This is a genomic window from Nitrospirillum iridis (assembly GCF_014205765.1).
GTDB classification, from domain to species: Bacteria; Pseudomonadota; Alphaproteobacteria; order Azospirillales; family Azospirillaceae; genus Nitrospirillum; species Nitrospirillum iridis.
Genome location: NZ_JACIIZ010000006.1, coordinates 35,190 through 55,570, shown reverse-complemented (window position 1 = coordinate 55,570; position 20,381 = coordinate 35,190). Strand labels below are relative to the sequence as shown.

Below are 20,381 nucleotides of genomic sequence, written 5' to 3'. Positions count from 1 at the left end.
AGAGAAGGCCATGCGAGAAATCGAGGAGATGTTGTCCGCGTTCGCCACGGCGGCAACGCTGGATGAGTTGAAGCGCACCCTGGACCGGCTGGTGGCGGGTCTGGGGTATGAGGCGGCGAGCTACGTTGACGTTCGACGCCTGCCGATTGCAGACGAGCCAGTTCCATTCTACCAAACGTCGTTGCGTCCGGATTTCCTGGCGACGTATCTGGCGGAGGATCTTCTGGGGTACGACCCGGTGGTGAACCGGGCGGCCACCAGCAACACACCCTTCACCTGGGCGGATGTGCCTGAATACCGGCCGCCCCGGGGCGGCGGCCGCGGCGCGCGCAACCGGGCACGGCAAGTCATGGATATCGCGCGGGATTTCGGTTACCGCCAGGGTTTTGTGCTGCCGCTGCATGCGGTGGATGGTCATGGCTTCCCGGCGTCGGCCTTGATCAGCCTGTTCTGGCGCCAGGAGCCGGCGCTGCTGGCGCGCCCGGAGCACCGGCCGGCCTGGCTGCGGCTCGCCGGCGCCTTCTATCATGAACGCGCCCTGCACCTGCGCCATGACCTGAGGCCGCCGCCCTTGTTGCCCCCGTCGCTGACGGATCGGGAACGGGAATGCCTGGTGTGGGCCTGTCGCGGTAAAACCCGCCAGGAGACGGCGGACATCCTGGGGGTGTCCGACCGGACGGTGGAATTCCACCTGACCAACACCATGCGCAAACTGGGCGTGCACAGTAAATTCCACGCGATCGCCATGGCGGTGCACCTGCGCCTGATCGCGCCGTGATGCCGGCTGCCTCTGATCGTGGCCGCTGAAACGCGGCGATAAAACCAAAAGCGTTCGGGAACTGATCCGGATCAAGCGATGCGGTGGCCACATGGTTTATGGCTGGTGGTAGATCTTGATCCGGACACCCGCCATGCATGACCACCTGTCCATGTTGCAATCCGCGCCGTTGAGCCTGCCGGCCTTGATGGCCGCCGTGTTCATGGCCGGCCTGACCGGGGGATTCGGCCACTGCGTCGGCATGTGCGGCCCCTTCGTGTTGGCGCAAGTCGGCGCCGCACCGGGCAGGGCCGGCGGGCCGGCGTTGCTGCGCGCCGCGGGCGGCCTGCTGCTGCCCTATCACCTGGGGCGCATGACAACCTACGCGGCACTTGGGGCGGTGGCCGGCGGCCTGTCCAGCCTGGTGGTTCAGGTGACCGAGTATCGCTGGTTGCTGGCGCTGTTCCTCGGCGTGGCGGCGGCCCTGTTCCTGCGCCAGGGGCTGGCCGGCCTGGGCAGGGTGGCCCCCCGGCTGCTGCGGCTCCTTCCCGCCGGGCGGCTCAGCCTGGGCACGGTCGGGGCCGCGCGCCTGACGGCGGCGTTGGCGCGGCCCCTGCGGCCGCTGTTCGCCGACCCACGGGGCCTGAACGGCTATTTCCTGGGCATTCTGCTGGGCTTCATCCCCTGTGGCATGGTCTACGCCGCCCTGGCGGCGGCGGTCAGCAGCGGATCGGCTTTGGGCGGCGCGCTGGTGCTGGCCGCCTTCGCCCTTGGAACCGTGCCCAGCCTGATGACGGTGGCGGTGGCCGGCCGCGCGGTAGGGCGGCAATTCGGCGCATACGCTGCCTGGGTCACCCCACCGCTGATGTTGCTGAACGCCGCCCTGCTGTTCAGCCTGGCCTTCGGCGTGCTGGACAAGGCGCCGTTCTAGCTTAGGCACTACACAAGGCGCGGGCCCGCTCCATGGCAGCCATGACATCGCGGCGCCGCGTCCATGGCAGGAAGTGGCCGGCGCCGTCCAGTGGCCGCACCTCCACCGTGGCGTTGGTCAGGTGGCGCTTCAGGTAGGCGACGTTGCCGTAAGGCGATTCACGATCGGCCGTGCCATGCAGGATGACGACGGGGCAGTGGATGTGCGTCAAGTCGCCGGCCAGGGCGCGCAACTCGGGCACGATGGTCAGCAGTTCCCGGTTGGCGTTGCGCAAGGAGCGGGGCAGCAGGCGCCGCCAGGGTTCCCGGTCAGCCCAGGACTGCAGGGGATGCAGATGCTCCAGGTCCGGATCAAAGGATGTCGCCACCAGCACCAGGGCCGCCACGCGGTGCGGCTGGTCCAGCGCCAGGCGGGCGACCACCGGGCCGCCCATGGAATGGCCCACCAGGATGGCCGGTGGGTTGGCGGGGTTCAGCGACAATAACGGCGCCAGGCGGCCGGCCTGCGCTTTCAGGCCGATCAGCGCTTCCTTGGGCGCGCTGTGGCCGAAGCCCGGCCGGTCGGGTGCCAGCAGCGATAGACCCTCGGGGCCATGGCGGAGGAACCAGCGCCAGCCGCCGGCGCTGCCCGGGGTGCCGTGCACCAGGATGACGGGCCGCGCCGCCTGTTCCACCGGGTCCGGTCCGGCGGCCAAGAGACTGAGGCCGTGGCCACCCACGGTCAGCCGGTGGACGTGGTTCATCCCGGGTCGCCATCGGCCTGGCGGTAGGGGCTGTCCGCCGACAGCGCCGCGATATCCGCGGCCACGCCTTCCCGCTCCCGGTCCACGAAATCGGCCACGGCGCGGCGCAGGGCCGGGTCGGCGATGTAGTGGGCGCTATGGGTCGTGACCGGCAGGTAGCCCCGCTGCACCTTGTGCTCACCCTGCGCGCCCGCCTCCACCCGTTTCAGCCCACGCTCGATGGCGAACTCGATGGCGCGGTAGTAGCAGGCTTCGAAATGCAGGAAGGGATAGTCGCCGGCCGATCCCCAATTGCGCCCGTACAGGGTGTCGTCGCCCATCAGGTTCAACGCGCCCCCCACCCAGGTGGGGCGGCCGTGGGCGTCGGGGCGGGCGGGGTCGCGGGCCATGACCAGCACGACGTTGTCCGCCATCTCCGCGCCCAACTGGTGGAAGAACTCCTCCGACAGGTAGGCCCAGCCCCATTTGCGGTCGCTGGTGGCGTTGTACAGGCTGAAGAAGGCGTCCCAATGCTCTTCCTTCAGGTCGGCGCCAGTCAGGGTCAGCACCTCCACCCCGCTGTCGGCCACCGTCTGGCGTTCCTTGCGCACGGCCTTGCGCTTGCGGCTGCTGAACGTGGCCAGGAAATCGGTGAAGTCGCGGTAACCCCGGTTTTCCCAATGGTATTGCACGCCGTGGCGCTCCAGCCAGCCGGGACCGGTCAGCGCGGCGCGGTCGGCCTGCGACGGGAAGGTGACGTGGACGGACGACAAATTGTTGTCCGTCACCGCCTGGCGCAACGCCGCGACCAGGCGGCGGCGCACGGCATCGGGGGCGGGGCAGTTCGGATCGGCCAGCAGGCGGGGGCCCGTCACCGGGGTGAAGGGGATGGAAACCTGAAGCTTGGGATAATACTGGCCGCCGGCGCGCTCATAGGCGTTGGCCCAGCCCTGGTCGAAGACGTATTCGCCATAGGAATGCGACTTCAGGTACATCGGCGCCGCGCCCACCAGGCGGCCCTGGGCGTCCCGCACCGTCAGGTGCTGCGGCATCCAGCCGGATTTGCGTCCGACGGAACCGCTGTCTTCCAGGATGCGCAGGAAGGCGTGGCGGATGAAGGGGTGGCCGGGGAAAGCGTCTTCATCCACCAGACGGTCCCAATCGGCCGGGGCCAGCGCATCGATGCGCGGCGCTACGCCCACCGTCAGGCCCACCGTCCAATCATCATTTCCATCCGCCATCGCTTATCCCAATCCGGCCGGCACCTGCTTCAATAGTCGGGTGTCGGCCGGAATTTAACAAGGGCGGGCGGACTGGTATGCGGCCTTACGCCACTTCCAGGATGGCCTCGACCTCGACGGCCACGCCCAGGGGCAGGGCTGAGGCGCTGACGGCGGAGCGGGCGTGGCGGCCGGCGTCGCCGAACACCTGGACGAAGGTCTCCGACGCGCCGTTGATGACCTTGGGCTGGTCGGTGAAGTCGCCGGTGGAGTTGACGAAGCCCACCAGCTTCACCACGCGCACCACCCGGTCCAGGTCGCCACCCAGGGCGGCCTTGGCCTGGGCGATCAGGTTCAGGGCGCACAGCCGGGCCGCTTCCACGCCCTGTTCCACGGTGAAGGTGTCGCCCAGCTTGCCGACGCAGCGCAGTTCGCCGTTCCAGAACGGCACCTGGCCGGACAGGAACAGGGTGTTGCCGGTGCGTACGGCCGGGACATAAGCCGCCACCGGAATGGCCGGGGTCGGCAACTCGATGGCGAGTTCCTTTAGACGGGCGTCGATTTGGCCAGCCATGGTTTCCTCCTGGGGTAGGTCAAGATTGTTGCCGCGATTCCTCGGCCGGGACCATAACGCCATCCGGTGCCGGCAGCCAGCCGCGGCGTATGAAACGATCGCGCAAAAGGCTGGTGGTCAGGGCCGCCAGGACCGCCCCCGCCACCACGTCGGACGGATAGTGGGCGCCGACCCAGAGCCGCGTCGTGGCCAGGGCCAATGCCGCCAACAGCAGGGGAAGGCGCCCGCGCGGCCACAGGACGCCCACGGACAGGGCCAGCGCCACCAGCGTGTTCGCGTGGCCGGAGGGGAAGGAGTAGTAACGGAAGCCCATGTGGAAGGGCTGGGGCAGATAGTCGCCCTCGGCCAGGAAGACCTGGGGCCGGGGGCGGCCCACCACCGCCTTGACCGCGTCCACCGCCAGGCCGGACAGGGCCACAGCCAGGAAGACGAAGGCCACCATGGTCAGCCAGCGGCCCAGGCGTTCGCGCTGCACCCCTTCCGCCTGGGCGCGGGCGGTCATCAGGGCAATGGCCCCCAGGCCCAGCGGCAGCAGGCTGTACAGGCTGTCGCCCGCCAGGGTCAGCCGGTGGCTGAGGGACTTGATTCCGGCCGGCAGGGTGGCGGCCCATAGGGTGAAGGGCCGATCGACCCATACCATCAGGACCGCTTCCACCAGCAGGAAGCCGCCCCCTGCCAGGATCCAGGGGGCGGCGCGCAACCGCCGCCGGGTCACGGCTGCGGCGTCGCCGGCGCCGGCGTGGCGGCGGGCGGTTCCGCAGGGGGTGGTTCCACCGCGGGCGGTTCCGCGGCGGGGGCCGGGGCGTTCACCGGCGCGCCCGCGCGATAGAGCGCCAGGTTGGCCCAATTACCCCGGGAGTAGTTGAAGCCCCGGAAGTGCTTGATCAACTCCGGCGCCAGGCCGCGCGCGGCCAACTGGGCGGCGAAAGCGGGTTCTTCCTTGTCGCGCACCAGGGCCAGGCCGCAGGACGGATCGTCGGCCAGGTGGTTGGCCACCATGTCCGGCTCACCCAGCTTGGTCTTGGTCCCCGCCAGGAAGACCAGGCTGGGCTCGGTATAGCCGGCGGCGGCCAGCACGGTGGTGGGGCACAGGCGGTGGTCGGCCACGGCCTGGGCGATGGCGGGGCTGAGCCACATGGCCTTCAGGCTGGGCATGACCAGGCCCAGGATGCTGATCAGGCTGAGGGCCCCACCAGCGGCCACGGCCAGCGTCAGCCGCTTCACGCAGCCGATGCGCTCCAGCACCACGAAGGCGATGCCGGTGGCCAGGGCCAGGCCGCCGGCGACGATTCCCGCCGGCAGGTTGGTGCCCTCCAGGCGCAGGGGCGCACCGGCACCCAGCATGGCCACCGCCAGGGTGATCAGCAGGTAGAGGACGATGACGGCCCAGCGGCCGATGCGGCCGGCCAATGCGGGCTTGCGCTCCTCCCGCGGCAGGTTGCGGTTGGCCGCCCGCTCGGCCGCCGCCTTGGCGTCGATGCGCGACAACAGGGCCGCCATGCCAAGGAAGGCCAGGGCCGGGAAGGTGGGCAGGACGTAATGGGGCAGCTTGGTCGCCACCGCCTCGAAGATCAGCCAGGTGGGCACGATCCAGGCCAGGCAGAAGCGCACGGCGTCGTCATGCCGGCGGCGCCAGGCCCAGGCAGCACCCAGGCCCACCAGCAGGCTGCCCGGCCAGAAGCTGAGCCAGAAGGTGATGAGGTAATAGCCCGGCGGGCCCGCGTGCTTCTCCTGGCCCGAATTCACCTTTCCCAGGAACTCATGGCCGATGGCGTCGGCGAAGAACTGGCCCTTGGTGGCGATGGCGATGGCGATGGCCCAGGGCAGGACCATGGCCAACACGATGGCCAGGCCGGGCAGGGGGCGCAGGCCCTTCAGCCAGGACCAGTCGCGGTCGGCGAAGCCCAGGGTGATGATGCTGCCCAGCACGGGCAGCAGGATGACCGGCCCCTTGATTAGGATGCCGACGCCCAGTGCTACCCAGAAGGTCAGCGTCAGGCCCCAGGTGGGGGGGATGGGCTTGCGCCGGTCCATATAGATGCGGCCCAATGCGCCCATGGCCGCCACCACCGTGGCCAGTAGCACGGCGTCGGTTTTGGCCATGCGCGCCTCGACACCCAGCAGCACGCTGACCGCCATCAGCAGGGCGGCGCCGAAACCGGCGGTGGCGCCGAACAGCAGCTGCCCCGCCCAGGCGGTCAGCAGCACGGCGACGACGGCGCCAATCAGCGAGGGCAGGCGGTAGGCCCAGATGGGCGTGGTCTCGGGATTGGTGTCGCCGGTGATGGCCTGCACCGCCGTCACCGTGGCGCTCTGCAGCCAGTGGATGCCTACCGGCTTCTTGTTGCGCGCCTCGTCCTGGAAACGGATGGAGACGAAGTCGTGCGTCTCCAGCATCTGCCGTGTCGCCTGGGCGAAGCGGCTTTCATCCCGGTCGAAGGGCGGGATGGTGGTGAAGCCGGGCAGGAAGGTCGCCAGCGCCAGCAGCGCCAGGATCACATAGTGCACGGGCCGCAGGACGGCGGGGCGGAAAGTATCGGTCATCGGACTCGCGTCTTTGGGGACATGCGTCCCGGGGGCGGCCCCGGAGGCGCCGGGCGTCAGGTCGCGGCGGCGGTTTCGGTGCGCTTGTGTTTATGGATCAGGTGCAGGTTGCGGGCATAGACCACCAGGCCCGGCAACTGGCCGGCGATGATCACCAGGTCGGGCTTCAGCAGGCCGTACAACAGCACCAGGCTGCCGCCCGCCAGACTGAAATACCAGAAGGCGACGGGCACGACGCTGCGCCGGGCGCGCTCGCTGGAAATCCACTGCACGATGAAGCGGGACATGAACATCGCCTGGCCGAACAGGCCGAAGGCGGCGATCCAGCCGTTCTTGCCCAACGCTTCCTGCCACCAGTGCATCAGGAACTGCGCGATGTGATCCCAGACCATGGATCAGACCTCCCGCGCCGTGCCGGGCATGGTGTTCCGGTGCAGCATCCACAGCATGCCCAGCAGGTCGAAGAAGCCCACCGCCGCCCGACCCAAATTGGTGTACTTCGACCGGCCGGCGTGACGCTTGCGGTCGTTGATGGGCACGTTGGCCATCTTCCAGCCGCTGTATGTGGCCACCGTGGGGATGAAGCGGTGGATGGCGTCGAACTGCGGCAATTCCAGCATGGCGGCGCGGTGCACCAGCTTGAAGCCGCAGCCCGTGTCCGGGCAGCCATCGCGCAGCAGCGACCGGCGGATGCCGTTGCCCAGGCGCGAGGTGATCTTCTTGGCCAGGGTGTCGTCCCGCCGGCGGCGGATGCCGCAGACCACCTTCACCTCCGGGTCGCGTTCCACCGCCGCCAGCATGGGCGCGATGTCGCGGGGGTCGTTCTGCATGTCGCCATCGACCATCATGATCCAGTCGGTCTTGGCGGCGTGGCAGCCCGTCCGGATGGCGCGGCTCTTGCCGGCCCGGGTGCCGTGGCGCATGACGCGCACGAAGGGGAACTTGGCCTTGGCCTGCTGCAACTCCACCGGCGTGTTGTCGGTGCTGCCGTCATCGACGAACAGAACCTCGTACTCGCCGGGGTAGGGGGCGACGGCTTGCAATTCTTCCAGCAACGGCAGGATGTTGCCCTGCTCGTTCAGGACGGAAATCAGGATGGTGTAGCGCAAACCCATCACCTCGGGCACGAAGGGCAACAGACAAGGCCGGGTCGCCGCCATGGTTGAGGCGCCCCGGGGATCATTCGGGGCAGAAAGCTACAGTTTGCCGCCAGCGTCAACAAGGGCGGCCTGCCGTCGCCGGCCGCAGGGGGCAGGGGTGCCTTGCGGCGGGGCGCCTTGAACGGCGCGCCGGCTCATCGTTCGGCGCCTATGCCAAGGCCTCCGCCACGGTGGCGCCCTTCACCCCGGCCGCCATCCAGTCGCGCCGGGCGGCGGCGAGGGAGCCGTCCAGGTCGATGGCGCGGCAGGCCTCTTCCACGATCAGCGCCTCGAAACCCAGGCGTGCCGCGTCGGTCGCGGAGTAGGCCACGCAATAGTCGGTGGCGAGGCCAGCCAGGAACACCCGGCGCACGCCCCGGTCGCGCAGCGCGCCGGAAAGTCCGGTGGGCGTGACCCGGTCATTCTCGAAAAAGGCCGAGTAGCTGTCGATGGTGGGACGGAAGCCCTTGCGCACGATCAGTTGCGCCCTGTCCACCGCCGGGGCCAGGCCGGCATGGAACTGGGCGCCGGCGGTCCCCTGGACGCAATGGTCGGGCCACAGCACCTGGGGGCCGTAGGCCAGTTCCGCCACGTCGAAGGGCCGCTTGCCCGCGTGGGCGCTGGCGAAGGAGTGATGGCCGGCGGGGTGCCAGTCCTGGGTCAGGATGACGATGCCGAAGTGGGCCGCCAGGGTGTTGGCGGGTGTCACCACCGCGTCGCCGTCCGCCACCGCCAGCGCGCCACCCGGGCAGAAGTCGTTCTGGATGTCGATCAGGATCAGGGCGTCGCTGTCGGTAGGCATGGGGTGGCCTGGCGCGGGGAGAGGGACGGGGAGAGCATACATGAAAAAGCCCCCTCGATCCGAAGACTGAGGGGGCTTGTCCGTCGCATCGGGGCCTTGGGATCAAGGCCACACGGCGCTTACTTCAGGATACGGTTCCACCAGCCCTTCTTGGGCTGCTCCACCGTCGGGTTCAGCTCAACCGCCGGATGGACCGCCGGGGTCTCGTCCGCCGGTGCCGCCTCGGGTGCCGCCACAGGGGCGGTCTCGGCGGCCGCCGGTTCCACCGCCACCGGCTCGGCGGCCGGCGTGGGTTCAACGGGCGTGGGTTCAACGGGCGTGGGTTCAACCGGGGTGGGCTCGACGACAGCCTCGACCGAGGCCTCGGTCACCACCGGGGCTTCCTCGGCGGCGGGGACGGCCTTCTTGCGGCTGCGGGTGGCGCGCTTGGGCTTGGCCGGCGCTTCCTCCGCGACCGACTCGGCCGGGGCGGCGTCCGCAACCGGCGCTTCGGCCGGCGTGGCCTCGCCGTCGGTCACCACCGGGGCTTCCTCAGCGGCGGGGGCGGCCTTCTTGCGGCTGCGGGTGGCGCGCTTGGGCTTGGCCGGCGCTTCCTCGGCGACCGGGGTGGCTTCCGCCACAGCGGCTTCCGTTACCGCAGCTTCGGCAGCCGGGGCTTCGGCAGCGACAGCCTCGGCCGGTGCGGCGTCGGCGTCCGTCGCCGGGGCCTCAACCACCGGTTCGGTCGCCGGCACCGGCACGTCGGCGGCGGCTTCGATCGCTTCCGCCGGGGCGGTCACATCTTCACCAGCGTCGCCAGCTTCCTCGGCACCCTCGGCGGCGACGTCACCGTCCTCGCCATCCTCACCGTTCGCGCCTTCGGCGCCATGGCGGCCACGCCGGCGGCCGCCGCGCTTGCCGCGCCGGCGCTTCTTGCGCTCACCATTGGCGTCCAGATCGCTGTCGCCCGCGTCGGCGGTTTCGACGGTCTCGGCACCTTCGCCATCGGCGTCCTCGCCACCGGCCAACTCGGCCTCGGCGGCGGGCTGCTCCCCTTCAGTCGCTTCCGCGACCTGGGGCACGCCCTCGGGACGTTCCTGGCCGCCACGGCGGCGGCGACGGCGGCGGCGGCGGTCCTGCGGACTGCCCTCGCCATTCGCGGCCTCGGTCGAGGTCTCCTCGACCTCCTCCTCGGCGACCTCGTCCTCCACTTCGTCCACGTGCTCCAGCGCGCGGTCGGTTTCGGCGTAGATCCGCTCGGCGCTGACGGCGGCGGCGGGCGCGTCGTCGGCGGCCGTGCGGGCGCGGATGCGCTCCAGACGGTGATCCGGCGGCACCAGGCTGTCGTCGGCCGACAGGAAGACGCGGAAGCTGTAGCGGCGCTCGATGGCCGTCAGGGCGTCGCGCTTCTGGTTCAGGATGTACAAGGTGACCGCGCTGGCGGCCGTCACGGTGATCTCGGTGGAGCGGCGACGGATGCCCTCATCCTCGATGGCGCGCAGCACGGCCAGGGCGGCGCTCTCCAGCGACCGGACCATGCCGGTGCCTTCACAGTGCGGGCAGCGTTCGAAGTTGATTTCCTGCAGGCTGGGGCGCAGGCGCTGACGCGACAGCTCCATCAGGCCGAAGGGCGAGATACGACCCAGCTGTATGCGCGCCCGGTCGGCCTTCATGGCCTCCTTCAGGCGCTTCTCGACGGCGGCGTTGTTGCGGCCGTCCTCCATGTCGATGAAATCGATGACGATCAGGCCGGCCAGGTCGCGCAGACGCAGCTGGCGGGCCACTTCCTCCGCGGCCTCCAGGTTGGTGCGCAGCGCCGTCTCCTCGATGTTCCGCTCCTTGGTGGCGCGGCCGGAGTTGACGTCGATGGCGACCAGGGCTTCCGTCTGGTTGATGACGATGTAGCCACCGGAGCGCAGCTGCACCACCGGGTTGAACATGGCGTCGATCTGGGCGTCCACCTGGAAGCGGTGGAACAGCGGAATATCGTCCGTGTAGGCCTGGATCTTCTTGGCGTGGCTGGGCATCAGCATGCGCATGAAGTCCTTGGCGGTGCGGTAGCCCGCCTCGCCTTCCACATGGACCTCGTCGATGTCGCTGGCGTAGAGGTCGCGGATCGACCGCTTGATGAGGTTCGCTTCCTCATAGATCAGCGACGGCGCCACCGCTTGCATGGTCTGCTCGCGGATGTTGTCCCAGAGCCGCATGAGGTACTCAAGGTCGCGCTTGATCTCCTGCTTGGACCGTTCCATGCCGGCGGTGCGCAGGATGACGGCCATGCCCTTCGGGATGTCCAGCTCTTCCAGCAGCTCCTTCAGGCGCTTGCGGTCCTGCGGGTTGGTGATCTTGCGCGAAATGCCGCCGCCCCGGGGGGTGTTGGGCATCAGCACGCAGTAGCGGCCGGGCAGGGACAGGTAGGTGGTCAGCGCCGCACCCTTGGTGCCGCGCTCTTCCTTCGTCACCTGCACCAGCAGGATCTGCCGGCGGCGGATGACTTCCTGGATCTTGTAGGACCGCAGGGAGCGGGGACGGCGGCGTTCCTCGCCCTCACCCTCGGCGTGCACGGCTTCGGCGTTACCGCTTTCCTGCGGCGCGCGGTCACCCCGCTCGCGACCGCGACGGCCGCGGCGGCCGCGATGACGGCGGCCTGCATCGCCACCCTGGCGGCTGTTCGCCCCCTCGGCGCTCTCACCTTCCGCGGCTTCGCCTTCGTGGGCTTCGCCCTCGTCGCCTTCGCCGTTGTAGTCACCGCCCTGGTAGTCGCCGCCGTTATAGTCGGCGTCGTAATCCTCACCCTCGGTGAACTCGGCCGTCTCGCCATCGGCGTCGCCGCTCGTGGCCTCGACCGGCAGTTCCTCGGTGATGTAGGGCTGCTCGATGTTCAGGGGCTGGGCGGCCGGGACGTAGGCGTCCTCGGGATGGCCCTGGGGCACCACCAGGTCGGTGGCGACCGTCTCATGGGCGCCGACCTCGTCGGCCACGGCCGCCGACGCTTCGGTGGGCTCATAGGTCGGGGCGGCGGAGGCGCCGGCCTCCAGCAGGGGCGGATGCTCCGCCGCGTGCAGGGCCTCCTCCTCCTCATGCTCCAGGGCTTCGCGCTCGCGCTCCAGCTCTTCCTGTTCCCGGATCAGGGCCTCGCGGTCGGCGACCGGGATGCGGTAATAGTCGGGATGGATTTCAGAGAAGGCGAGGAAGCCGTGGCGGTTGCCGCCATATTCCACGAAGGCCGCCTGCAGCGACGGCTCCACCCGGATCACCTTGGCAAGATAGATATTGCCCTTCAGCTGCTTCCGGCTGGCGATTTCGAAATCAAGCTCATCGAGCTTGTTGCCATTAAGGACGACGACCCGGGTCTGCTCCGGATGCGTCGCGTCGACAAGCATACGCTTGGCCATTTTTTATCCTCATGGCACAGGGACGGCGGGGTCCGCGCGACGGACGAACCCACCGGTGTGCCACCGTTTATAGCCGAAGCATCGGGCCCCCATCGCCGCCTTGGGAAGAACACCCCGAAACGGCGCTTCCAGGAAGCGGCCAGCGGGGGGGCGGGCGACCGGAACCTGGCACCGGCCCCGTACCAATGGAGGGCCAACGCCAGCTTCGTGGTTTCACAGGACCGAGCATCCTTCCAGGCGTCCCACCCTCGGACCGTATCGCAGCGGACTTGGCTGGCTGTAACACGGGGAACCGGGAGCGACGCCCCCCGCCCCGGGGAGGGGCGGGCCAGGATGCTGGTTGTCGCAATTCAAGATAAACACGGGTGTCCCCATACTACAATGAAAGAATCGCACCCGTTGGGGCGGGGCATGACACGGATGTCGCATCCTGGTCCCGCCGCCGCCCCGGGGGTGGCGGTTCTCCGCCGTTTCTTAGGCAAGATCTGATGATCATGCTTGAAGCGATTGATTCAAGGGCGGTATAACCGCCCGTACTGAGGCTCGTCTCGTTCGGTTCGGGGGGATCCTGTCTTGCCCGCCTTTGGGCGCCGACCATGGTTGTTCTTGGGATGCCGGGGGACGCGGGCAGCGGCCCGGACGGCCGCCCTTGCGGCCATCCTCGGTCTGGCCGGCCTCACCCTTTCATCCCCGGTTTCAGCCGGCAGCCTGGGCACCGTGGACATGGCCCAGGCCCAGGTGCTGCGGGTACCCTCCTCGCCCAAGCGTAGCGCCGTCCTGGCTGTGCGGCTGGGCCTTCAGGGGGAGATGACCCGCTTCGTCCTGGAAATGAGTGAGCGCACCGACTATCGCGTGGCGACATCGGTCAGCCCGACCCAGGTGGTCATCGACCTGCCGGCGGTGGCGTGGCAGGCGGCGCTGCCCGGCGGCGGACGTGGGCTGGTCAAGGCCGTGCGCATGAGCAACAGCCTGATGGGCGCCGCCCAGGTGGTGCTGGAGACCGATGGCCCCGTCCGCGTGGCCAACGCCGATTTCCTGCCGGCACGCGATGGCCACCCGCCGCGCCTGGTGCTGGATCTGGCCCATGGCGACCTGGGCAGCCTGATGGCGGCCGTGGCCAGTCCCTCCCTTCCACCGCCCCCCGCGCGGTCTGAGGAAAAGGATATCGCCCTGCTGCCGGGAACGCCGGTGCCGGACACGCCCGCGTCGGGTGGCGCCGTCGTTCCCGCCGCCAGCCGCATGGGGGCGCTGCCCGCACCCCTTCCCAACGCGTCCCTGTCCAACCAGGCGCCCGAGCCGCCACCCCCGCCCAAGGCGGCGCCGGTCATGATGGTGCCCCCGGCCCCCGGGGCCAAGCCCACCTTGCGCGACCGCACGCCCTTGATCGTCCTGGATCCGGGGCATGGCGGCGATGACCCCGGCGCCACGTCCGTGAACGGTGATCATGAAAAGGACATCACCCTGGCCATGGCCCGGGCGGTGGCCCGCGCGCTGGAGGCGACTGGCCGCTATCGTGTGGCGCTGACCCGCGACAGCGATGTCTTCATCCCCTTGCGCGACCGGCCGGCCAAGGCCCGCGCGCTGGGGGCCGACCTGTTCATCTCCCTGCATGCCGACATTGTCGTGGGGCGGCCGGTGCGCGGCCTGTCGGTCTACACCCTGTCCGACAAGGCGACCGACCGCGAGGCCGATATGCTGGCGCAGCGTGAGAACCGGTCCGATGCCATCGTCGGCATGGATCTGGCGGACCAGAGCGAACAGGTGGCGACCATCCTGATCGATTTGGCGCAGCGCGACACCCGCAACCAGTCGCGCCGCCTGGCCAACCTGGTGGTGGACAGCGTGGGGCGTGACATCGCGCTGCTGAATTCGCCCCTGCGCTCCGCCGGCTTCGCCGTGCTGACGGCACCGGATGTGCCCGCCATCCTGGTGGAGATGGGCTATCTGTCCCACCCCGTGGATGCCCGCCTGCTGACGACGGACGGCCACCGCCGCCGCTTCGCCACCGATCTGGTGCGGGCCATCGACCGGTATTTCGGGCCGCGCCGCGCCACCTCCCGCAAATAAGCCATAGTCACAGGGGCAGGGTGCTGAAGGCAGTCGTGCGCCTGGGGCATGCGCGCCGCCGCCGGCCGGACGGCGACAGGGCGGGCGCTTCCTGCTAGGGTGCCGCCGTCTTTTGTCCCTATCGCCTGCGGGTGTCGGTCGGTTCCATGCGCATTCTCGTCAAGCTGTTGGTGCTGTTGTTGATTTTGGCCGGGGCGGGCTGCGTCGGCCTGTACCTGGGCTATCGCCACTACGCCGCCGACCTGCCGGATTATCACCAGCTGGTGGACTATCAGCCGCCCACGGCCACCCGGGTGCAGGCCGGCGATGGCCGCCTGATCGCGGAGTTCGCGGCGGAGCGGCGGGTGTTCGTGCCCATCAGCCTGATCCCCAAGCGCGTGCGCCAGGCTTTCGTCTCGGCCGAGGACCAGAATTTCTATCAACATGGCGGCGTGGACTGGCTGGCCATCGCCCGCGCCATGGCGACCAATGTGGAGCGTGTCGGCCAGGACCGGCGGCCCATCGGCGCCTCCACCATCACCCAGCAGGTGACGCGCCTGTTCCTGCTGAACAACGAGGTCAGCTACGTCCGCAAGATCAAGGAAGCCATCCTCTCCTACCGGATTGAGGAGGCGCTGTCCAAGGACCGCATCCTGGAGCTGTACCTGAACGAGATTTTCCTGGGCAACCGCTCCTTCGGCGTGGCGGCGGCGGCGCTGAACTACTTCAACAAGTCCTTGGATGAGCTGACGGTTGATGAGGCGGCCTTCCTCGCCTCCCTGCCCAAGGCGCCGGACCGCTATTACCGCGACCGTTTCCATGACGCCGCCGTGGCCCGCCGCAATTACGTCCTGGGGCGCATGGCGGAGGATGGCTACATCACCGCGGCGGAGGCCAAGGAGGCGCAGGCCCGCACCCTGGAATTCCGCGACCGCCACGCCGGCGACCAGGTGGATGCCGACTACTTCGTGGAGGAGGTGCGGCGCGAGCTGCTGTCCGTCTACGGCGAATCCAAGCTCTATGAAGGCGGCTTGTCCATCCGCACCACCCTGGACGCCAAGTTGCAGAAGGCGGCGGTGGAGGCCCTGCGCCATGGGCTGGAGGCGTTTGACCGGCGCAAGGGCTGGCGCGGCCCCGTGGCCCATCTCGACAGCACGGCCAACTGGCAGGACCAGCTGGCCAAGGCCACCCTGCCCGCGGGTGGGGAGCATTGGCAACTGGCCGTCGTGCTGAAGGCCGATGGCGAGGAGGCCGCCCTGGGCCTGAAGGACGGCGCCCAGGGCCGGCTGCAGGCGGCCGACGTCCGCTGGGCCAAGCGCGCCAACGCGCTGACGGCCGGTGACTTGATCCTGGTCGAGCCCGCTATGTCCGAGGCCAAGCCAGCATCGAAAGGCCAGAAGGCGGAAGAGCCGGCGCCCATTCCCGGCATCTACGCCCTGCGCCAGATCCCCGAGCTGCAGGGCGCCGTGGTCGCCATGGACCCGCGCACCGGTCGCGTGCTGGCCATGAGCGGCGGCTTCAGCGCCCGCATCAGTTCGTTCAACCGGGCGACGCAGGCCAACCGCCAGCCCGGTTCGTCCTTCAAGCCCTTCGTCTATCTGGCGGCGCTGGACCGGGGCTTCACCCCGTCCAGCCTGGTGCTGGACGCGCCCTTCTCGCTGGAGCAGGGACCGGGGCAGGAGAAGTGGCGCCCCAGCAACTACACCGACCAGTTCTACGGCCCCACACCCTTGCGCGTGGGCATCGAGAAGTCGCGGAACGTCATGACCGTGCGCCTGGCGCAGAACATCGGCATGCAGGCGGTGGTGAATGAGGCCAAGCTGTTCGGCATCAGCGACCATCTGGCGCCGGAACTGTCCATGGCGCTGGGTGCGGGTGAGACCACGGTGCTGAAGCTGACCACCGCCTATGCCATGCTGGACAATGGCGGCAAGCGCATCACCCCCACCTTCGTCGACCGCGTGCAGGACGCCACCGGCAAGACCATCTACCGCCACGACCAGCGCGCCTGCGAGGGCTGCCAGCTGACGCCCGGTTCCGTGGACGCCGCCGCCGACGTGGGCGCGGTGCCCGACGTGCCCGACACGCGCGAGCAGATCGAGGACCCGCGCACCGTCTACCAGATCGTCAACATTCTGCAGGGGGTGGTGGACCGGGGCACGGCGGCGCAGTTGCGGGTGCTGGGCAAGACCCTGGCGGGCAAGACCGGCACCACCAACGACAGCCAGGACGCCTGGTTCGTCGGCTTCTCCCCCGACCTGGTGTTCGGTGTCTTCACCGGCTATGACCAGCCGCGCTCCCTGGGCGATCATGAGACGGGCGCCTCAGTCGCCGTGCCCATCTTCAAGGAGTTCATGGAGACGGCGCTGGCCGACAAGCCCTCGCTGCCCTTCCGCGTGCCGCCGGGGGTGCGCCTGGTGCGCGTGAACCCCGAAAACGGCCGCCTGGCCGAACCGGGCGACCGCCGCGCCATCTGGGAAGCCTTCATCCCCGGCACCGAGCCCAAGGGCAGCGAAGGCGTGCTGGATGGCGGTGACGGCGGCAGCGTCTGGGTGCAGGCCGCGCCCGCCGCCCAGCAGCAGAACAATCAGATGGGGACGGGGACCGGCACGGTCTATTAGCGCCTCTGGTGCCGGCGCCCGCCCATTTTCAGGTGAACAGGCTCACGCCGCCGGCTTGAACCGCGCCGCCGCTTCGCTGCGCGACAGGTTGGGCATCAGCTTTTGGCGGGCGGCCTCATAGGCCTGCCAGTCGGCGGCGTCGGGCAGTGCCGGGATGGTGATCAGTTCACCCTGGTCCAGCCCGGCCAATGCGGCGTCCACCATCTCCTCCGCCGACATGACGATCTCCTGCGGCAGATGATCGACCGGCACGCCGGCGACATCCCAGAACTCCGTGCGGGTGGCGCCGGGCAGCACGGCTTGGGCGCGCAGGCCCTTACCCGCCAGTTCATGGTGCAGTGACTGGGTGAAGGCGAGGACGAAGGCCTTGGTGCCGCCGTAGGTGCCGTTCAGCATCTCCGGGGCGATGCCGACGATGGAGGCGATGTTGATCACCAAGCCACCGCCGCGCTTCACCAGGCCCGGCACGGCGGCGTAGGTCAGGCGGGTCAGCGCCGTCACGTTCAACTGGATCATGGCCTCCATGGCGTCGACGTCGGTGTCCAGCAGGGGGCCGGCGGCGCCGACGCCGGCGTTGTTCACCAGGGCGGTGATGCTGGCATCCTCCCGCAGCCGGGCCTCGACCGCGCGCAGGTCGGTGGCCTTGGTCAGGTCGGCAGCCAGCACCTGGACATTGCGGCCGGTTTCCGCCGCCAGACGCTGGGCGCGCTCCGCCAGGCGGGTGGCGTTGCGCGCCACCAGGATCAAGTCATAGCCGCGGCGGGCCAGGCGGTCGGCATAGATCGCGCCGATGCCGGAGGAGGCGCCGGTGACGACGGCCGTCCCCTTTGAGGAAGAAATGGTGCTCATGATCCGGGTCCCTTTTCCATCCGCCGGCGGGGTGCCGGCGTTGACAAGGGAAGGATAGGCGCGCAGGGTCTTGGCCTGAATGTCATTCATGCCACCTTTTGAGACATCAATCCGTGCCGTGACCAGGAGAATCCCATGAAGCGCGTCGGCATTGTCGTCTTCCCCGGTTTCCAGATCCTGGACCTGGTGGTGGCCACGGTGTTCGAGGTCGCGAACGGCTTGGCCGGGCGGCCGATCTATGAGGTGCATCTGCTGTCGGAGGGCGGGGGCCGGGTGGTCAGTTCCGCCGGCGTGGCGGTGGAGACCGACGCGCCCGGCGACCTGGCGTACGACACGCTGATGGTGGCGGGGGCGTTGGAGATGGGGCCGGCGCCGGCCAGCCTGGTGGACCTGGTCGGGGCGGCGGCCCGCGTCTCCCGTCGCACCGCCAGCATCTGCACCGGCGCCCTGATCCTGGCCCAGGCCGGTCTGCTGGATGGGCGGCGCGCCACCACCCACTGGATGGTCGCGCGCGCCCTGCAGCGGGACTTTCCCCGCGTGCGGATGGAGGAGGACCGCATCTTCACCCAGGACGGCCCGATCTGGACCTCCGCCGGCATGACCGCCGCCATCGACCTGGCGCTGGCCCTGGTGGAGGCTGATGTGGGCCCCGATGTCTCCCGCGCCGTGGCGCGCAAGATGGTGGTCTATCACCGCCGGCCCGGCGGGCAATCGCAGTTCTCCGCCCTGCTGGAACTGGAGCCCCGGTCCGACCGCATCCAGACCGCCCTGCGCTTCGCCCGGGAAAACCTGAAGCAAGACCTGTCGGTGGACCGCCTGGCGGAGGTGGCGCATCTGAGCCCCCGGCAGTTCAGCCGCGCATTCCATGCCGAGACGGGCCAGTCACCGGCCAAGGCGGTGGAGAACCTGCGGCTGGAGGCGGCCCGGGTGCTGATGGAGGAGGGGCGCCACCCCATGGAGATCATCGTGCGCGAAACCGGCTTCGGCGACCGGGAACGCATGCGCCGCGCCTTCCTGCGCGCCTTTGGCCAGCCGCCCCAGGCCTTCCAGCGGGCGGCCCGCCTCAGCGCCTGAGAGTGTCCGATTAAAACGTAATTTAATCGGTCTGGTGATGAGGTCCGATATATACGGGAGAACATAACGAAAATCCCGTAAGGAAGCCCTCATCATGATCCGTCACGCTATCGCTGGCCTGGTGATGTCAAGCCTTCTTGTCTCCATAGCCCTGGTGGGTACGGCCCAGGCCGAAGCCACCGACGCCATCAGCGAGTATTTCGTTAACTGGTACGCCCACGTTGACCAGGCGCAGTCCAGCCAGCCCGGCTGGGTGACGCCGCTGGTGACGGTGACGCCCCGGCTGGAGCAGGAATTCCGTTTCGACCAGCTGAACCAGTACCAGGGCACGGGCGCCATGGTGCGCAACTACGGGGGCGGCAAGGGGCTGGAACTGATCCCGACCGCCACCACCGAGGTGGTGCTGAACATCCCGCCCTACCAGGTGCGCTCCAACGTCAAGCCGGTGCAGGGCTTCGGCGACGATCCCGTGCTGCTGGTCAAGCAGCGCCTGCTGTCCGCCAATGCCGACCCGGACCACGCTTGGGGCGGGGACTACATCGTCACCGCCTTCCTGGGCTTCCAGGCGCCCACCGGCATCAAGGCCTTCACCAACAACGCCTGGCTGGTGACACCCACCCTGGCCGCCGGCAAGGGCTTCGGCCGGTTCGACGTCCAGGGAACCGTGGGCGTGGCCCTGCCCATGGCGCATGAGGACACCATCGGCAAGGCGGTCGCGACCAACGTGACCTTCCAATACCATGTCGCCGACTATTTCTGGCCGGAGCTGGAGGTGAACGACACCTATTGGGCCGGCGGCCTGCGCGACGGCAAGAACCAGGTGCTGCTGACCCCCGGCATCATCTTCGGCCGCTTCCCCCTGGGGGGCCACTCCAAGGCCAATTTCGGCTTCGGCTACCAGTTCGCGGTGTCACCCACGCTGCAGCGCGAACCGGCCCTGACGCCGACCCTGGACCACGCCTGGATCTTCACCGGCCGCGTGTCGTTCTAAGCGATTTCCGGGGATTGGCCGCCCAACGTGATACGTGGGGCGGCCTCGCCTAGTCGCGATTGGGCATCACACCCCCGCCTGCAGCCCCTTCACGAATTCCGACAGGCCTACCTGGCGGCGGCGCACCAGGCGTTCGGCCGTCAGGATGGCGTGGGCCTTGGCGACGGAGCTGTCGACGTCGTTGTTGATGATGACGTAGTCGTACTCGGCCCAGTGGCTCATCTCGTTGGACGCCTTGCTCATGCGCTTGGCGATCTCGGCCTGGCTGTCCTGGGCGCGGCTGGTCAGGCGGCGTTCCAGCTCACGGGCCGAGGGCGGCAGGATGAAGATGCTGACCAGGTCGTCGCGGGCCTTTTCCTTCAGCTGCTGCGTGCCCTGCCAGTCGATGTCGAACAGCACGTCGCGGCCGCCGGCCAGGGCCTGTTCCACCGGCTCACGCGGGGTGCCGTAATAGTTGTCGAACACCTTGGCGTATTCCAGCAGCCTGCCCTGGTTCACCATCAGGTCGAACTCGGTCAGGTCGGTGAAGTGATAGTCCACGCCCGCCACCTCGCCCGGCCGCTTGGCGCGCGTGGTGGCGGAGACCGACATGGTCAGCTCGGCGTCCTGCTCCAGCAGGCGGCGGGCGATGGTGGTCTTGCCGGCGCCGGACGGCGACGACAGCACCAGCATCAGGCCACGGCGGTGCATGTAGGGGTGCAGGGCGGGGGACGGGGTGTCGGTGGTCATCGGCGGCGT

17 protein-coding genes are annotated in these 20,381 nt (G+C 69.2%); 6 read left to right on the top strand and 11 right to left on the bottom strand.

Annotated elements, in window-relative coordinates; translation table 11 throughout:
• The first annotated feature begins 10 nt into the window (after nucleotides 1–10).
• Complete coding sequence (locus FHS74_RS11930; protein WP_184800683.1) at nucleotides 11–778, top strand: helix-turn-helix transcriptional regulator; 768 nt, start codon at nucleotides 11–13, stop codon at nucleotides 776–778.
• A gap of 133 nt (nucleotides 779–911) precedes the next feature.
• Complete coding sequence (locus FHS74_RS11925; protein ID WP_184800681.1) at nucleotides 912–1,688, top strand: sulfite exporter TauE/SafE family protein; 777 nt, start codon at nucleotides 912–914, stop codon at nucleotides 1,686–1,688.
• A gap of 1 nt (nucleotide 1,689) precedes the next feature.
• Here FHS74_RS11925 and FHS74_RS11920 read toward each other — a convergent pair whose 3' ends face one another.
• The 9 genes from FHS74_RS11920 to FHS74_RS11880 all read right to left on the bottom strand — a co-directional run bounded on the left by FHS74_RS11920 (nucleotide 1,690) and on the right by FHS74_RS11880 (nucleotide 12,062).
• Complete coding sequence (locus tag FHS74_RS11920) at nucleotides 1,690–2,430, bottom strand: alpha/beta fold hydrolase (protein ID WP_184800679.1); 741 nt, start codon at nucleotides 2,428–2,430, stop codon at nucleotides 1,690–1,692.
• On the bottom strand, nucleotides 2,427–3,650 hold the full coding sequence (locus FHS74_RS11915) for a GNAT family N-acetyltransferase (protein ID WP_184800677.1): 1,224 nt from the start codon (nucleotides 3,648–3,650) through the stop codon (nucleotides 2,427–2,429). Before FHS74_RS11915 ends, FHS74_RS11920 begins: the two co-directional genes overlap by 4 nt.
• Before the next feature lie 85 nt (nucleotides 3,651–3,735).
• On the bottom strand, nucleotides 3,736–4,203 hold the full coding sequence (locus FHS74_RS11910; protein WP_184800675.1) for a RidA family protein: 468 nt from the start codon (nucleotides 4,201–4,203) through the stop codon (nucleotides 3,736–3,738).
• A gap of 19 nt (nucleotides 4,204–4,222) precedes the next feature.
• Nucleotides 4,223–4,918, bottom strand: coding sequence for a phosphatase PAP2 family protein (locus tag FHS74_RS11905; protein WP_184800673.1), 696 nt, complete (start codon nucleotides 4,916–4,918; stop codon nucleotides 4,223–4,225).
• Nucleotides 4,915–6,747, bottom strand: coding sequence for an ArnT family glycosyltransferase (locus FHS74_RS11900; protein ID WP_184800671.1), 1,833 nt, complete (start codon nucleotides 6,745–6,747; stop codon nucleotides 4,915–4,917). The genes FHS74_RS11905 and FHS74_RS11900 overlap by 4 nt, the downstream gene beginning before the upstream one ends.
• 56 nt (nucleotides 6,748–6,803) lie before the next feature.
• Nucleotides 6,804–7,139: a lipid-A-disaccharide synthase N-terminal domain-containing protein gene (locus tag FHS74_RS11895; RefSeq protein WP_184800669.1), complete on the bottom strand. Its 336-nt coding sequence runs from the start codon at nucleotides 7,137–7,139 to the stop codon at nucleotides 6,804–6,806.
• Nucleotides 7,140–7,142: 3 nt separating this feature from the next.
• Nucleotides 7,143–7,907, bottom strand: a complete 765-nt coding sequence (locus tag FHS74_RS11890) for a glycosyltransferase family 2 protein (RefSeq protein WP_246463079.1) — start codon at nucleotides 7,905–7,907, stop codon at nucleotides 7,143–7,145.
• Nucleotides 7,908–8,055: 148 nt separating this feature from the next.
• A complete protein-coding gene (gene pncA, locus FHS74_RS11885; RefSeq protein ID WP_184800667.1) occupies nucleotides 8,056–8,688 on the bottom strand; it encodes a bifunctional nicotinamidase/pyrazinamidase in 633 nt (210 codons plus the stop codon).
• A gap of 119 nt (nucleotides 8,689–8,807) precedes the next feature.
• A complete protein-coding gene (locus FHS74_RS11880) occupies nucleotides 8,808–12,062 on the bottom strand; it encodes an Rne/Rng family ribonuclease (protein WP_184800665.1) in 3,255 nt (1,084 codons plus the stop codon).
• Between the two features lie 723 nt (nucleotides 12,063–12,785).
• Here FHS74_RS11880 and FHS74_RS11875 point away from each other — a divergent pair.
• Entirely contained in the window at nucleotides 12,786–14,129 is a 1,344-nt protein-coding gene (locus FHS74_RS11875; RefSeq protein ID WP_184800663.1) for an N-acetylmuramoyl-L-alanine amidase, read from the top strand.
• A gap of 146 nt (nucleotides 14,130–14,275) precedes the next feature.
• Nucleotides 14,276–16,729 (top strand): penicillin-binding protein 1A, encoded by a 2,454-nt coding sequence (locus tag FHS74_RS11870; protein ID WP_211106247.1) that lies wholly within the window; start codon nucleotides 14,276–14,278, stop codon nucleotides 16,727–16,729.
• A 42-nt stretch (nucleotides 16,730–16,771) separates the two neighbouring features.
• Here FHS74_RS11870 and FHS74_RS11865 read toward each other — a convergent pair whose 3' ends face one another.
• Complete coding sequence (locus FHS74_RS11865; protein WP_184800661.1) at nucleotides 16,772–17,578, bottom strand: SDR family NAD(P)-dependent oxidoreductase; 807 nt, start codon at nucleotides 17,576–17,578, stop codon at nucleotides 16,772–16,774.
• A 135-nt stretch (nucleotides 17,579–17,713) separates the two neighbouring features.
• Between FHS74_RS11865 and FHS74_RS11860 the strand changes: the two genes are divergently transcribed.
• Complete coding sequence (locus FHS74_RS11860) at nucleotides 17,714–18,652, top strand: GlxA family transcriptional regulator (RefSeq protein ID WP_184800659.1); 939 nt, start codon at nucleotides 17,714–17,716, stop codon at nucleotides 18,650–18,652.
• A 94-nt stretch (nucleotides 18,653–18,746) separates the two neighbouring features.
• The gene (locus FHS74_RS11855) at nucleotides 18,747–19,643 is read left to right on the top strand and encodes a hypothetical protein (RefSeq protein WP_184800657.1); all 897 of its coding nucleotides are present in this window, start codon (nucleotides 18,747–18,749) and stop codon (nucleotides 19,641–19,643) included.
• A 66-nt stretch (nucleotides 19,644–19,709) separates the two neighbouring features.
• Here FHS74_RS11855 and gmk read toward each other — a convergent pair whose 3' ends face one another.
• Nucleotides 19,710–20,372 carry a guanylate kinase gene (gmk, locus tag FHS74_RS11850; RefSeq protein ID WP_343066915.1) on the bottom strand — a complete coding sequence of 221 codons (663 nt, stop codon included), beginning with the start codon at nucleotides 20,370–20,372 and terminating at the stop codon, nucleotides 19,710–19,712.
• Nucleotides 20,373–20,381: the final 9 nt, after the last annotated feature.